Below are 14,558 nucleotides of genomic sequence, written 5' to 3' on the forward strand. Positions count from 1 at the left end.
TTACGGAAAATGGCTATCTGTTCAAGCAGATTGCCTGACGGGAACGCGCAAATGTGAGCGCACGCCGGGGAAGTAAGACAGAAAAGGGAGAATGCAAACCTTTGGTTACACTTTGCGAAGCGCTGTTGCGATTGTTCGCTGGTGAGGGCGTCGGGCGGATTGCTAGAGTTGAGATCCCAGAGGTATTGATAGGTGAAATCAGCTTTCGGGTTGATCACAAGAATTACACCAACCTGCGCATCATGTGCAGGTTTTTTTTTGCGCTTACAGCAATCTGTAACAGTAACCGATAATTTACACAACTCGTTGCATTTGTGTTCATTCCTTTGCGTTTTGCTGGTGGCGCGCAGCGTCGCCGGAGACCACAATCAAGATCCCAGAGGTATTGATTGGTGAGATTATTCGGTACGCTCTTCGTACCTGTCTCTTGCACCAACCTGCGCGGATGCGCAGGTTTTTTTTCGTCCTTCCATTTACCTGTCGCGCCTGTTCCCCATCTCGTATAATCTGCAACCATGCATCTTTACCGAACTGTGAGCAAAGGGAGTTGACATGCTTTTTGGATTTTTTCGCAACCTGTTCCGCGTGCTTTATCGTGTACGCGTCACCGGGGATGCCAGGGCGCTACAGGGTGAGCGCATCCTGATCACGCCAAACCATGTCTCTTTTATCGACGGTATTTTACTCGCCCTTTTTTTACCGGTTCGCCCTGTTTTCGCGGTCTATTCCTCTATCAGCCAGCAATGGTATATGCGCTGGTTAAAGTCGCTGATTGATTTCGTGCCGCTCGACCCGACGAAGCCGATGGCGATTAAGCACCTGGTACGCCTGGTAGAGCAGGGCCGCCCGGTGGTTATCTTCCCGGAAGGGCGAATTTCGGTGAGCGGTTCGTTGATGAAAATCTACGACGGCGCCGGGTTTGTGGCGGCGAAGTCTGGCGCAACGGTGGTGCCGGTTCGTATTGAAGGCGCAGAGCTTACGCACTTTAGCCGCCTGAAAGGTCTGGTAAAACAGCGCTTTTTCCCGCGCATTCACCTGCATATCCTGCCGCCCACCCATCTGCCGATGCCGGAGGCGCCGCGAGCGCGCGAGCGCCGCAAACTGGCCGGAGAAATGCTGCATCAAATTATGATGGAAGCGCGCATGGCGGTGCGCCCGCGTGAAACGCTGTATGAATCACTGTTAGCTGCGCAGTACCGCTACGGGGCGGGTAAAAACTGTGTTGAAGATATTAACTTCACGCCGGACACTTATCGCAAATTGCTGACAAAAACGCTGTTTGTCGGCCGCATTCTGGAAAAATACAGCGCGCAGGGCGAAAACATCGGCCTGATGCTGCCAAACGCGGCCATCAGCGCCGCCGTCATCTTTGGCGCGGTTTCTCGTGGCCGTATCCCGGCGATGATGAACTACACGGCGGGTGTGAAAGGGTTGACCAGCGCCATTACCGCTGCGGAGATCAAAACCGTATTCACCTCCCGTCAGTTTCTTGAGAAAGGCAAACTCTGGCATCTGCCGGAGCAACTGACGCAGGTTCGCTGGATTTATCTCGAAGATTTAAAAGCTGATGTGACGCTCGCCGATAAGCTCTGGATTTTTGCGCATCTGCTGATGCCGCGCCTGGCGCAGGTCAAACAGCGGCCGGAAGAGGCGGCAATGATCCTCTTTACATCCGGTTCGGAAGGGCACCCGAAGGGCGTGGTGCACAGCCATAAAAGCCTTCTGGCGAACGTTGAGCAGATAAAAACCATTGCCGATTTCACGGCGAACGACCGCTTTATGTCAGCGCTGCCGCTGTTCCACTCCTTCGGCCTGACCGTCGGCCTGTTGACGCCGCTGCTGACCGGTGCTGAGGTGTTTCTCTATCCCAGCCCGTTGCACTATCGCATTGTGCCGGAGCTGGTCTATGACCGGAACTGCACGGTGCTGTTTGGCACGTCGACGTTTCTGGGCAACTACGCGCGGTTTGCCAACCCGTATGATTTCTATCGCTTGCGCTATGTCGTCGCCGGCGCGGAAAAATTGCAGGACAGCACCCGACAGCTCTGGCAGGACAAATTTGGCCTGCGCGTTCTGGAAGGTTACGGCGTGACCGAATGCGCGCCGGTCGTGTCGATTAACGTACCTATGGCGGCGAAGCCGGGCACCGTTGGGCGCATTTTGCCAGGCATGGATGCGCGCTTGCTGGCGGTTCCGGGCATTGATGACGGCGGGCGTCTGCAACTCAAAGGGCCTAATATCATGAATGGCTACCTGCGGGTTGAAAAACCGGGCGTGCTGGAAGCGCCTGCGGCGGAAAATGCGCTGGGTGACGTTGAACAGGGCTGGTACGACACGGGCGATATTGTGCGTTTCGATGAAAACGGTTTTGTGCAGATCCAGGGGCGAGCGAAGCGCTTTGCGAAAATCGCCGGAGAGATGGTTTCGCTGGAGATGGTCGAACAGCTGGCGCTGGGCGTCTCGCCAGATAAAATGCACGCCACGGCGATTAAAAGCGACGCCAGCAAGGGCGAAGCGCTGGTGCTGTTCACGACAGACGGCGAGCTGACGCGTGAAAGCCTGCTGCAATATGCCCGCACACACGGCATTCCTGAACTTGCCGTACCGCGTGATATCCGCTATCTGAAACAACTTCCGTTACTGGGCAGCGGCAAGCCGGACTTTGTGACGCTGAAAAGCTGGGTTGATGAACCGGAAAAACAACATGCGTGAGTCAGTACATACTAACACTTCGATCTGGTCGAAAGGGATGATGTCGGTTATCGCCGCGCAGTTTCTCTCTGCGTTTGGCGATAACGCGCTGTTGTTCGCGACGCTGGCGTTGCTGAAGGCGCAGTTCTACCCGGACTGGAGCCAGCCGATCCTGCAAATGGTGTTTGTAGGCGCTTACATTCTTTTTGCTCCCTTTGTCGGGCAGGTGGCGGACAGCTTTGCCAAAGGTCGGGTGATGATGTTCGCCAACGGCCTGAAACTGTTGGGCGCTGCGAGCATCTGTTTTGGTTTTAATCCCTTTGTCGGCTATACGCTGGTGGGGATTGGCGCGGCGGCTTACTCTCCGGCGAAATATGGCATTCTTGGCGAGCTGACCACGGGCGACAAACTGGTGAAAGCCAATGGTCTGATGGAAGCCTCCACCATTGCCGCGATTCTGCTGGGATCGGTGGCAGGCGGCGTACTGGCAGACTGGCATGTGATTGCGGCGCTGGTCGCCTGTGCGTTGGCTTATGCGGGCGCAGTCGTCGCTAACCTTTTTATTCCGAAACTCGCGGCGGCGCGGCCAGGCCAGTCCTGGCATTTGCGTAAGATGGTGCGCAGCTTCTTCTGCGCCTGCATGTCGCTCTGGCGTAACGGGGAGACGCGTTTCTCGCTGGTTGGCACCAGCCTTTTTTGGGGCGCGGGCGTCACGCTGCGTTTTCTGCTGGTGCTGTGGGTGCCGGTAGCGCTGGGAATTACCGATAACGCCACGCCGACTTACCTGAACGCAATGGTGGCGATCGGTATTGTTGTGGGCGCAGGTGCTGCGGCGAAGCTGGTTACGCTGGAGACGGTTGCGCGTTGTATGCCTGCGGGTATTCTGATTGGCGTGGTGGTGCTGATTTTTTCTTTGCAACACGCGTTGCTTCCGGCCTATGCGCTGTTGACGCTTATTGGCGTGCTGGGCGGCTTTTTCGTGGTGCCGCTCAATGCGTTATTGCAGGAGCGCGGCAAGAAAAGCGTCGGCGCGGGCAACGCGATTGCGGTACAGAACCTGGGGGAGAACAGCGCGATGCTGTTGATGCTGGGTCTCTATTCGCTGGCCGTACTGGTGGGCATTCCGGTCGTGGCGATCGGCATTGGTTTTGGCGGACTGTTTGCGCTGGCGATTGCGGCGCTGTGGATTTGGCAGCGCCGCCAGATGTGATTGTTGCGCCGTCGGTAGGCCTGATAAGCGCAGCGCCATCAGGCAGAAGTGCCGGATGAGCGCATTACGGTGCCGGGTAGGTATAAACCTGATGCACCGCTTCGATCTCCGCCAGCACCTCTTCGCTTAACTCCAGATGCAAACTCCCAACGTTGGTTTTTAACTGCGCCATCGTCGTTGCGCCCAACAGGGTGCTGGCGACGAACGGCTGACGACGCACAAACGCCAGCGCCATCTGGGCCGGATCGAGGTTGTGGCGTCTGGCGATGTCGACGTAGGCCGCAACCGCCTTTTGCGCCTGCTCGCCGCTGTAGCGCGTAAAGCGGCTAAACAGGGTGTTGCGCGCGCCGGCGGGTTTGGCGCCATTCAGATATTTACCGGTCAACGTACCGAACGCCAGGCAAGAGTAGGCCAGCAGCTCGACGCCTTCATACTGGCTGACTTCCGCTAATCCCACCTCATAACTGCGGTTCAGCAGGCTGTAAGGGTTCTGGATAGTGACAATGCGCGGCAGGTCATGTTTATCCGCCAGATGCAGATAGCGCATGACGCCGAAGGCCGTTTCGTTAGAGACGCCGATGTAGCGAATTTTGCCCGCGCGCTGGAACTCCGTCAGCGCATCCAGCGTTTCGAGCAGCGTGACAACCGGAGCCGAATCCGTCCAGCTGTAGCCCAGCTTGCCGAAGCAGTTGGTCGGGCGCTGCGGCCAGTGAACCTGATACAGATCCAGATAGTCGGTTTGCAGGCGTTTGAGGCTGTCGTGTAAGGCCTCACGGATATTTTTACGATCCAGCGCCTGATTGGGGCGAATTCCGCTGTCGTTATTACGCGATGGGCCGCTTACCTTGGAAGCGATAACCAGCTTCTCACGGCTGCCGTGTTTAGCAAGCCAGTTACCGACATAGGTTTCTGTTAGCCCCTGGGTTTCCGGGCGTGGAGGCACCGGATACATTTCGGCGACGTCGATCAGGTTAATGCCCTGATCCACGGCGTAATCGAGCTGTGCATGTGCGTCGGCTTCGCTGTTTTGTTCACCAAACGTCATTGTGCCCAGCCCCAGTGTACTTATTTCAAGCGAGCTGTGGGGTATACGGTGATAGTGCATAGCCGTTTCCTTCTTATTATGAAGTCAGTAAATCCCGACAAAGGAATATAAAAATGGCAGAGGGAAGAGAAAAGGGAAAGAGAAAATTCTAAGGCCAGCAGGGCTGCTGACCTCAACAATTAGCGTTCAATGATCTGAGAGACTTCGTCACGATTGATTTGCATCGCGTTGCCTTGCTGATCGTGGTAGCTCACCAGACCCGTATCATCGTCAATTTCTGGTTTACCGTCGGTCAGAATCATCCGACCATCTTTGGTCGCCATTACATAATCGCTGCTACATCCAGAAACAGCAAAAGCCAGTCCTACAGCGGAAATCACAACTGCCCATTTTTTCATCCATTTATCCTCACGTGGCCTGCGTCTGATAATAGTCTAGTAATAACCTGAAGTTATGTCTGATAAAAGCAGTAAAATCTTAAACTGTGAGGAACGGGAGCGGCATTGCGGGTATTCGCTCCCCTTACAGGGAGCGAAAGAGTGAATCAGAGAGGGTTCTTTTTATTGCGCATCAGGTTCAGGCTCTCTACCGCGATAGAGAAGAACATGGCGAAGTAGATGTACCCTTTCGGAACGTGTACATCGAAACTTTCCAGAATCAGGGTAAAGCCGACCAGAATCAGGAAAGAAAGCGCCAGCATTTTTACGGAAGGGTGGCGGTCAACAAACTCGCCGATAGGGCGCGCCGCGAACATCATCACGCCGACGGCAATCACAACTGCCGCCATCATGATAAACAGATGATCCGAGAGGCCCACCGCCGTGATGACGGAATCAAGGCTGAAAATAATATCCAGCATCATGATCTGGACAATTGCGCCCAGGAAGGAGGAGACGCGCGTTTTCAGCCCTTCTTCCTCGCCTTCAATCGATTCGTGAATTTCTTTACTGGCTTTCCAGATCAGGAACAACCCACCCAGCAGCAGGATCAGATCGCGGGCGGAAATCGCTTCGCCGAAAACCTCGAACAGCGGGTTTGTCAGGCGTGTGACCCAGGCGATAGAAGCCAGCAAAGCCAGGCGCATCACCATCGCCGCCGCCAGCCCAAGGCGTCGGGCGTGATTCCGTTGCGCTGTAGGAAGTTTCGCCACCACCAGAGAGAGGAAAATAATATTGTCGATCCCAAGAACGATCTCCAGCAGCGTCAGCGTACCGAGCGCGAGCCAGGCGTTAGGATCGGTTACCCATGCAAATAACATCGAACAAAGTCCTGCCAAAAAAAAGAAGCGCTAATTATAGGCGCGCAATGCGGCAGGTGAAAGTCCAGTCTGTGCCTGTTAGCCCTGTAACAGGAAATGGCGGGCCAGCAGCGTGCGAGTGAAGTTCTTTTTCAGATAAAAGCCGCGCGGCAACGTCAGAATGGTCTCTCCCTGCGCGCCAATTGCTTCGGTAAGGGCTTTGGCATTCGCCGCTTTTGGCCGCAGTTGTAAAAATTCGCCATGCCGGGCGGTGATCCGCTCAACCTGACCCAGCACAATCATGTCCATCAACTCTTCCCAGTCGAGGCGAAGCTGCTGATCTTCTTCTTCATTTGGGCTCCACAACAGTGGGGAACCGACGCGCCGATCGGCTAACGGAATACTGCGCTCCCCCTCTACGGGAACCCATAACACACGTTTTAATTTGTGGCGGACGTGACTTGTTTCCCACGTCACGCCGCTGTTGCCGGTTAGCGGCGCGACGCAGACAAACGTGGTTTCCAGCGGGCGGCCAAGGCTATCGACGGGAATTGTTTTCAGCTCCACGCCAAGCGCGGCGAAATCTTGTTCCGGTTTGCTACCGGCGCTGGCGCCGAGCCAGATCTCCAGCAGCACGCCAATCCAGCCTTTATCCCGTTTCAAATCTTTGGGGGCCACTAAACCGGCCAGCGCCGCCAGTTCGCCCAGCGAGTAACCTGAAAGCTGCTGCGCCTGGGCAAGCAAAAGGGCTTCAGATGCTGGCGGAGAAAGTAGCGGGCGGAGTCCGGGCATGACGTTATACCTTAGGCGAAAAAGTGAACAATGATTTTATACCGTATGAACAGAGTTTAACGATTTCCACACGCGATGTTCAATCGCATGATTTATATTGGTTTTTAGGATCTGATTCTGCAAGTTGCGCAACAGAGCAATGGGTTTTCCAAATCTGGTCACTGAAAATAAACAGGATCTTACACCATGTTATCCACAGAAAGATGGGATAACTGTGAAAAACCGCCACTACTGTTTCAATTTACAGCCTTGACGTGCGACGAAAATCGAATTTTTACACAAATTGTGCCTAACTTATTGGCACAATCTGTGGATAAAAGCGACGGTGGTTGATCTTTCATCAGCCTGACGATCTTCAATGTGATGGCTGTCACGATTTAGCACGAATGGTCGCAGGTTTTGCATTTAACTTAATGAATTTACGAGGCTATTTTTTGATGGTGTTTACCGCCCAATTCAGACTGTTCCGGGTTTTCCCGTAGTAATTCCGTACTTCTTCACAACTATATCCACAGAAAAGGTGAATAAAATCGTCTGTGAACACACCTCTCTGTTTATAACTCGGCTATTTGCTGTGAGTTATTCAATTGTTATTAGTAGCGCGTACGCCTAACAGAGTGGTTTACCGTCTCTCTGGAGTGTGAAACAATCATTCATATATAAGGTTTATGTTGAGGTAGTCCGGTGATTGATGACGATGGCTACCGCCCAAATGTAGGTATCGTAATTTGTAATCGCCAGGGGCAGGTTATGTGGGCCCGGCGATTTGGTCAGCACTCCTGGCAATTCCCGCAAGGCGGGATAAATTCAGGGGAGTCAGCAGAACAAGCGATGTACCGGGAACTGTTTGAAGAAGTCGGGTTGAGCCGTAAAGATGTGCGGATACTTGCTTCTACTCGCAACTGGTTGCGTTACAAGTTACCGAAACGTTTGGTGCGTTGGGACACGAAGCCGGTTTGTATCGGCCAGAAACAAAAATGGTTTCTTCTGCAATTGATGAGCGCTGATGCGGAAATCAATATGCAAACCAGCAGCACCCCTGAGTTTGATGGCTGGCGCTGGGTAAGTTACTGGTACCCGGTCAGGCAGGTGGTGTCATTTAAACGCGATGTCTACCGCAGGGTGATGAAAGAGTTCGCAAGTGTCGTGATGGCGCTTCAGGAGAGTACGCCGAAGCCACAAAACGCACCTGCCTGGCGACGTAAAAGAGGTTAAAGCTACGCAAATTATGCTCACCCGCCTGCGCGAAATAGTGGAAAAGGTGGCCAGTGCGCCGCGCCTTAACGAGGCGTTGAATATTCTGGTCACTGATATCTGTCTTGCGATGGATACAGAGGTCTGTTCGGTCTATCTGGCCGATCACGACCGACGTTGTTACTACCTCATGGCGACGCGAGGGCTAAAAAAACCGCGTGGCCGTACTGTCACACTCGCATTTGATGAAGGTATCGTCGGCCTGGTTGGCAGGCTGGCGGAACCGATCAACCTTGCCGATGCGCAGAAACACCCCAGCTTTAAATACATCCCGTCAGTAAAAGAGGAGCGTTTCCGCGCTTTTCTGGGCGTGCCGATTATTCAGCGCCGCCAGCTACTGGGGGTGCTGGTGGTACAGCAGCGTGAACTGCGCCAGTACGATGAAAGCGAAGAGTCTTTCCTCGTTACGCTGGCGACCCAGATGGCGGCTATCCTTTCTCAGACGCAGCTAACCGCGTTATTTGGTCAATACCGCCATACGCGCATCCGTGCGCTACCCGCCGCGCCCGGCGTGGCGATAGCGGAAGGCTGGCAGGATGCAACGTTGCCGCTGATGGAGCAGGTCTATGAAGCCTCCACCCTTGACCCGGCGCTTGAGCGCGAGCGGCTGACCGGCGCGCTGGAAGAGGCCGCTAACGAATTTCGTCGTTACAGTAAGCGCTTTGCCGCTGGCGCGCAGAAAGAGACGGCGGCGATCTTCGATCTGTATTCACACCTGCTTTCTGATGCCCGACTGCGTCGTGAACTGTTTGCCGAAGTCGATAAAGGCGCGGTGGCGGAGTGGGCCGTCAAAAAAGTCATCGAAAAGTTTGCCGAGCAGTTTGCCGCCCTGACGGATGGCTACCTCAAAGAGCGTGCCGGAGATTTACGCGCGCTGGGCCAGCGTCTGTTATTCCACCTGGATGACACCATTCAGGGGCCGAACACATGGCCCGAGCGTTTTGTGCTGGTGGCGGACGAACTCTCAGCCACCACGCTGGCGGAACTGCCGCAGGACAGACTGGCTGGCGTCGTGGTTCGCGACGGCGCGGCTAACTCGCATGCGGCGATTATGGTGCGCGCGCTCGGTATTCCGACCGTGATGGGCGCGGATATCCAGCCTTCGGTTCTCCATCATCGCACGCTGGTGGTGGATGGCTATCGCGGGGAACTGCTGGTCGATCCTGAACCGGTATTGTTGCAGGAATATCAGCGGCTTATCAGCGAAGAGAATGAACTAAGCCGGCTGGCGGAAGATGATGTCAATCTGCCCGCGCATCTGAAAAGCGGCGAACGCGTTAAGGTGATGCTTAACGCAGGGTTAAGCCCGGAACATGAAGAGAAGCTGGGCAGCCGTATCGACGGTATCGGGCTTTATCGCACCGAAATTCCGTTCATGTTGCAAAGCGGTTTCCCCTCGGAAGAAGAGCAGGTGGCGCAGTATCAGGGGATGCTGCAAATGTTTAACGACAAACCGGTGACTCTGCGTACGCTGGATGTCGGCGCGGACAAGCAACTGCCCTATATGCCGATCAGCGAAGAAAACCCGTGCCTGGGCTGGCGCGGCATTCGTATTACGCTCGATCAGCCGGAGATCTTCCTGATCCAGGTGCGCGCGATGCTGCGCGCCAACGCCGCGACCGGCAACCTGAGCATTTTACTGCCGATGGTCACCAGCATTGATGAAGTGGATGAAGCGCGACGCCTGATTGAGCGTGCCGGGCGTGAAGTCGAAGAGATGATCGGTTACGCGATCCCCAGACCGCGCATTGGGATCATGCTGGAAGTGCCGTCGATGGTATTTATGCTGCCGCAACTGGCGAACCGGGTCGATTTTATCTCCGTTGGCACCAACGATCTGACGCAGTATATCCTGGCGGTTGATCGCAACAATACGCGTGTGGCCAGTATTTACGACAGCCTGCACCCGGGGATGTTACGTGCGCTGGCGATGATCGCTCAGGAAGCCGAAAAACAGGGGCTTGATTTGCGGCTATGCGGTGAAATGGCGGGCGATCCGATGTGTGTGGCGATCCTGATAGGCCTGGGATTCCGCCATCTGTCGATGAACGGTCGCTCCGTCGCGCGGGTGAAATACCTGCTGCGGCACATTGATTATGAAGACGCGCAAACGCTGGCGCAGCGCAGTCTGGAAGCGCAAATGGCGACGGAAGTGCGTCATCAGGTGGCGGCGTTTATGGAGCGCCGTGGCATGGGCGGCCTGATACGCGGGGGGTTGTGACAGGCGCAGTGCCCTTGATTGCCGGATGGCGGCGCACGCGCCTTATCCGGCCTACGGCGCGGTGCCATTCGTAGGCCTGATAAGCGCAGCGCCATCAGGCAAAGATGTTGTGCCGTCTGTAGGCCTGATAAGCGTAGCGCCATCAGGCAAAGGTGTTGCGCGGTCCGTAGGCCTGATAAGCGTAGCGCCATCAGGCAAAGGTGTTGCGCGGTCGGTAGGCCTGATAAGCGTAAGCGCCATCAGGCAAAGATGTTGCGCGGTCCGTAGGCCTGATAAGCGTAAGCGCCATCAGGCAAAGATGTTGTGCCGGCTGTAGGCCTGATAAGCGTAAGCGCCATCAGGCATTCCTGGGATTGTCATTGATAGCCTATACAGATCTTTTACATCTTCCCGGCATCACCGATGCACCCCTTGTGCTATCATTCGCTCCTTTGGAGCGCCTGTGAACGGCTGGCGCGCATATCAATTGCTGTCTATTTTCAGCGAAATAACAAGAACTTGTGGTGACAGATGACCAGTAGCTATCTGCATTTTCCGGAATTTGATCCGGTCATTTTCTCAATTGGGCCCGTTGCGCTGCACTGGTACGGCATGATGTACCTGGTCGGTTTTGTCTTTGCAATGTGGCTGGCGATTCGCCGGGCAAACCGTCCGGGCAGCGGCTGGACCAAAAACGAAGTTGAAAACTTACTCTATGCCGGTTTTCTCGGCGTTTTCCTCGGTGGCCGTATTGGTTACGTCCTGTTCTACAACTTCCCGCTGTTCCTGGAAAATCCGCTCTATCTGTTCCGCGTCTGGGATGGCGGCATGTCCTTCCACGGCGGCCTGATCGGCGTCATTCTGGTGATGGTGATCTTCGCCAGACGCACTAAACGTTCTTTCTTCCAGGTATCCGATTTTATCGCGCCGCTGATTCCTTTTGGTTTAGGCGCAGGGCGTCTGGGGAACTTTATCAACGGCGAGCTGTGGGGGCGTGTCGATCCGAGCTTCCCGTTTGCCATGCTGTTCCCGGGCTCTCGCGCGGAAGATATCGCGCTGTTGCCGTCAAACCCGCAGTGGCAGTCGATCTTTGATACCTATGGCGTTCTGCCTCGCCATCCGTCCCAGCTGTATGAGCTGGTGCTGGAAGGTATCGTGCTGTTCATTATTCTTAACCTGTTTATCCGCAAGTCGCGCCCGATGGGGGCAGTCTCTGGCCTGTTCCTGATTGGCTATGGCGCGTTTCGTATCATTGTTGAATTCTTCCGCCAGCCGGATGCGCAGTTTACCGGCGCATGGGTACAGTACATCAGCATGGGGCAGATTCTCTCTATCCCGATGATTGTCGCTGGTGTGATCATGATGGTTTGGGCTTACCGCCGCAGCCCACAGCAACACGTTTCCTGAGGAACCATGAAACAGTATTTAGAACTGATGCAAAAAGTGCTGGATGAAGGCACACAGAAAAACGACCGTACCGGAACCGGAACGCTTTCCATTTTTGGTCATCAGATGCGTTTTAACCTGCGGGAAGGATTTCCGCTGGTGACGACGAAGCGCTGCCATTTACGCTCCATCATTCACGAGCTGTTGTGGTTCCTGCAAGGCGATACCAACGTCGCTTACCTGCATGAAAACAATGTGACGATCTGGGACGAATGGGCCGATGAAAACGGTAATTTAGGCCCGGTATATGGCAAACAGTGGCGCGCATGGCCTGCGCCGGACGGTCGCCATATTGACCAGATCACCACGGTCATGAACCAGTTGAAAAATGACCCGGACTCCCGCCGTATTATTGTTTCCGCCTGGAACGTCGGCGAGCTGGATAAAATGGCGCTGGCGCCGTGTCATGCGTTCTTCCAGTTCTATGTTGCGGACGGCAAACTCTCCTGCCAGCTGTATCAGCGCTCCTGCGACGTCTTCCTGGGGCTGCCGTTTAATATCGCCAGCTATGCGTTACTGGTGCATATGATGGCGCAACAGTGCGATCTGGAAGTGGGCGACTTCGTCTGGACCGGCGGCGACACGCACCTGTACAGCAACCATATGGAACAGACGCACCTACAGTTAAGCCGCGAACCGCGCGCGCTGCCGAAACTGGTGATCAAACGTAAGCCTGACTCTATCTTCGACTACCGTTTTGAAGATTTTGAGATTGAAGGCTACGACCCGCATCCTGGCATTAAAGCGCCGGTCGCTATCTGACCTGAGCTCATCCTGTCATAACCGACGCCTTTGTGCGTCGGTTTTTTTTATCCCGTACGCCATTCTTCGGCGCAGATTCCCGAATTTTTGCAACGTGCTGTAATACGATAACTATTTCTCGTAACGCGCCGAATAATCTGCATTCTTGCCTCGTCATTTTCTCCGCTCCCGGCATACTGCCGCTATGAAAAAACAACAGGGCTATACGCTCATTGAAACAATGGTCGCCATGCTTCTTATGGTTAGCCTTAGCGCCACAGGGCTCTATGGCTGGCAGCGTTGGCAACAGCAGCAACGGTTATGGCAAACCGCCAGCCAGCTGCGGGATTATTTGCTGCAACTGCGTGAGGATGCGAACTGGCACAACCGGGATCACATTGTTCAGGTCATCAGAGAACGCGGCGGCTGGTGCTTTGTCAGCACTGCTTCGGCGCAAGGTGCCTGTACGCCAGACGCGCCGTTCGTCTTTATTCCAGCATGGCGCGATATAGACATGGTGGAGATCACCCCCTCGCTGGCGTTTTTTGGTCTGCGCAATACCGCCTGGGCCGGTCATATCCGCCTGAAAAATGCCGCGGGCGAATGGCGTCTGGTGGTTTCGTCCTGGGGGCGAATCCGGCTCTGTGAGGGACGCGAGGCCGAAGCATGTCGATGAACGAGCGCGGTTTTTCTCTACTGGAGGTACTTATCGCGATGGCGATAAGCAGCATGCTACTGCTCGGCGCGGCACGATTTTTACCCGCGCTACAGCGTGAGATTCTACAGACCACGCGGCAACTGTTGCTGGAAGATGAGATCTGGCAGCGTGCTTATACCGTGGCAAAACACCTGCAACGCGCGGGATATTGCCGGGGAAACTGCGCAGGGAGAGGACTGGTGATTGCCGGGCAGGGGGAGTGCGTTATCGTACAGTGGGATGCCAATAATAACGGGCGCTGGGAGACTGCGCCGGGAAAAGAGGCCGAACAGATCGGGTTTCGTTTAAACAATAAAACGCTGGAAACACTGCGCGGGGCAACATCATGCGCAGATAAAGGGTGGGATAAAATGACCGATCCCGATACGGTACAGATTGAGGCATTTAACGTTGAGTGTCAGGAGATGCCCGGTTTTGCGCCGGTACTGACGCTGTCTCTTCAGGGGCGTAGTAAAGCGGCTTCTAAAACCGCTGTTGAGGCGCAATACAGCGTCACCGGGTTTAATCTGTGAAACGTGAACGGGGTGTGTCTTCTCTGGCGATGGTGCTTTTGCTGCTGGTATTAGGCAGCCTGCTGCTTCAGGGGGCAAACCAGCAGCAGGCGAGTTTTTCCACTCTGGTGGCGACAGAAAGCCGGGCCTTGCAGCGTCAGGCGGTGGCGCAGTCGGCGCTGGAATGGGGAAGGATGCAGTCATGGTCGGCGCAGGCTGCGGTTGAGTGTCGGCAATACACCACGCCGAATGCCCGCGTTTGCCTGCGCCTGCTCGGGAACAACACCGCTTTATTGATTGCGCAGTATGATGGCGCATCGGTCTGGCGCCTGGGTGCTCTGGAGGAAAGCGGCGTTGTATTTTCTCCGCATGGATGGAGCGATTTTTGCCCGTTGAGTGAGGTGGCGTTATGCCAGATACCCTGAACAGGCAGCGTGGTTTTAGTCTGCCGGAAGTGATACTGGCGATGGCGCTGCTGGTGATCACCGTCACCGCGTTATCGGGTTATCAGCGGGCGTTGATGACGAGTCTTGTCGTCAGGGCGCAATATCAACAGCTCTGGCAGTACGGCTGGCAGCAAACGGCGCTGTATTCATTTTCACCTCCCGAAAGCTGGCAGGCCAACCGAATGCAGACAACACAAGCGGGATGTGTCAGCATCAGCGTTAAACTCATTTCCCCTTTGGGCAGGCAAGGCCAGATGTCGCGCTTACATTGCCCGAAAAGTCAGTAG

The 14,558-nt window shown here is 55.0% G+C and carries 15 protein-coding genes; 11 read left to right on the plus strand and 4 right to left on the minus strand.

Annotated elements, in window-relative coordinates; all coding sequences use genetic code 11:
- The first annotated feature begins 552 nt into the window (after positions 1–552).
- Complete coding sequence (gene aas, locus OGX84_RS22050; RefSeq protein ID WP_012134954.1) at positions 553–2,712, plus strand: bifunctional acyl-ACP--phospholipid O-acyltransferase/long-chain-fatty-acid--ACP ligase; 2,160 nt, start codon at positions 553–555, stop codon at positions 2,710–2,712.
- A complete protein-coding gene (gene lplT, locus OGX84_RS22055) occupies positions 2,705–3,901 on the plus strand; it encodes a lysophospholipid transporter LplT (RefSeq protein ID WP_047461510.1) in 1,197 nt (398 codons plus the stop codon). The genes aas and lplT overlap by 8 nt, the downstream gene beginning before the upstream one ends.
- A 64-nt stretch (positions 3,902–3,965) precedes the next feature.
- Here lplT and OGX84_RS22060 read toward each other — a convergent pair whose 3' ends face one another.
- The 4 genes from OGX84_RS22060 to mutH all read right to left on the minus strand — a co-directional run bounded on the left by OGX84_RS22060 (position 3,966) and on the right by mutH (position 6,975).
- Positions 3,966–5,006, minus strand: a complete 1,041-nt coding sequence (locus OGX84_RS22060) for an NADP(H)-dependent aldo-keto reductase (protein WP_286458405.1) — start codon at positions 5,004–5,006, stop codon at positions 3,966–3,968.
- A gap of 119 nt (positions 5,007–5,125) precedes the next feature.
- A complete protein-coding gene (ygdR, locus tag OGX84_RS22065; protein WP_012134951.1) occupies positions 5,126–5,344 on the minus strand; it encodes a lipoprotein YgdR in 219 nt (72 codons plus the stop codon).
- Positions 5,345–5,490: 146 nt separating this feature from the next.
- Positions 5,491–6,204: a TerC family protein gene (locus tag OGX84_RS22070; protein WP_049012027.1), complete on the minus strand. Its 714-nt coding sequence runs from the start codon at positions 6,202–6,204 to the stop codon at positions 5,491–5,493.
- Between the two features lie 78 nt (positions 6,205–6,282).
- Positions 6,283–6,975: a DNA mismatch repair endonuclease MutH gene (mutH, locus tag OGX84_RS22075; RefSeq protein WP_112001587.1), complete on the minus strand. Its 693-nt coding sequence runs from the start codon at positions 6,973–6,975 to the stop codon at positions 6,283–6,285.
- Positions 6,976–7,161: 186 nt separating this feature from the next.
- On the opposite strand from mutH, the gene OGX84_RS22885 reads away from it, so the two are divergent.
- From OGX84_RS22885 to OGX84_RS22115, 9 genes are all read left to right on the plus strand, one after another.
- Positions 7,162–7,308 carry a hypothetical protein gene (locus OGX84_RS22885; RefSeq protein ID WP_047461519.1) on the plus strand — a complete coding sequence of 49 codons (147 nt, stop codon included), beginning with the start codon at positions 7,162–7,164 and terminating at the stop codon, positions 7,306–7,308.
- A gap of 351 nt (positions 7,309–7,659) precedes the next feature.
- Positions 7,660–8,190, plus strand: a complete 531-nt coding sequence (rppH, locus tag OGX84_RS22080) for an RNA pyrophosphohydrolase (protein WP_024130909.1) — start codon at positions 7,660–7,662, stop codon at positions 8,188–8,190.
- Between the two features lie 13 nt (positions 8,191–8,203).
- Positions 8,204–10,450: a phosphoenolpyruvate--protein phosphotransferase gene (gene ptsP / locus OGX84_RS22085; protein WP_012134945.1), complete on the plus strand. Its 2,247-nt coding sequence runs from the start codon at positions 8,204–8,206 to the stop codon at positions 10,448–10,450.
- Between the two features lie 510 nt (positions 10,451–10,960).
- Positions 10,961–11,836 carry a prolipoprotein diacylglyceryl transferase gene (gene lgt, locus OGX84_RS22090; RefSeq protein ID WP_047461522.1) on the plus strand — a complete coding sequence of 292 codons (876 nt, stop codon included), beginning with the start codon at positions 10,961–10,963 and terminating at the stop codon, positions 11,834–11,836.
- Between the two features lie 6 nt (positions 11,837–11,842).
- On the plus strand, positions 11,843–12,637 hold the full coding sequence (gene thyA / locus OGX84_RS22095) for a thymidylate synthase (RefSeq protein WP_012134943.1): 795 nt from the start codon (positions 11,843–11,845) through the stop codon (positions 12,635–12,637).
- Between the two features lie 184 nt (positions 12,638–12,821).
- Positions 12,822–13,292: a prepilin peptidase-dependent protein gene (locus OGX84_RS22100; protein WP_114848285.1), complete on the plus strand. Its 471-nt coding sequence runs from the start codon at positions 12,822–12,824 to the stop codon at positions 13,290–13,292.
- Positions 13,283–13,846: a prepilin peptidase-dependent protein gene (locus OGX84_RS22105; protein ID WP_286458406.1), complete on the plus strand. Its 564-nt coding sequence runs from the start codon at positions 13,283–13,285 to the stop codon at positions 13,844–13,846. Before OGX84_RS22100 ends, OGX84_RS22105 begins: the two co-directional genes overlap by 10 nt.
- Positions 13,843–14,250 (plus strand): DUF2509 family protein, encoded by a 408-nt coding sequence (locus tag OGX84_RS22110; protein ID WP_112001589.1) that lies wholly within the window; start codon positions 13,843–13,845, stop codon positions 14,248–14,250. Before OGX84_RS22105 ends, OGX84_RS22110 begins: the two co-directional genes overlap by 4 nt.
- A complete protein-coding gene (locus OGX84_RS22115; RefSeq protein ID WP_115614456.1) occupies positions 14,235–14,558 on the plus strand; it encodes a prepilin-type N-terminal cleavage/methylation domain-containing protein in 324 nt (107 codons plus the stop codon). Before OGX84_RS22110 ends, OGX84_RS22115 begins: the two co-directional genes overlap by 16 nt.

Source organism: Citrobacter sp. CK202 (assembly GCF_030333225.1).
Taxonomy (GTDB): domain Bacteria; phylum Pseudomonadota; class Gammaproteobacteria; order Enterobacterales; family Enterobacteriaceae; genus Citrobacter_B; species Citrobacter_B koseri.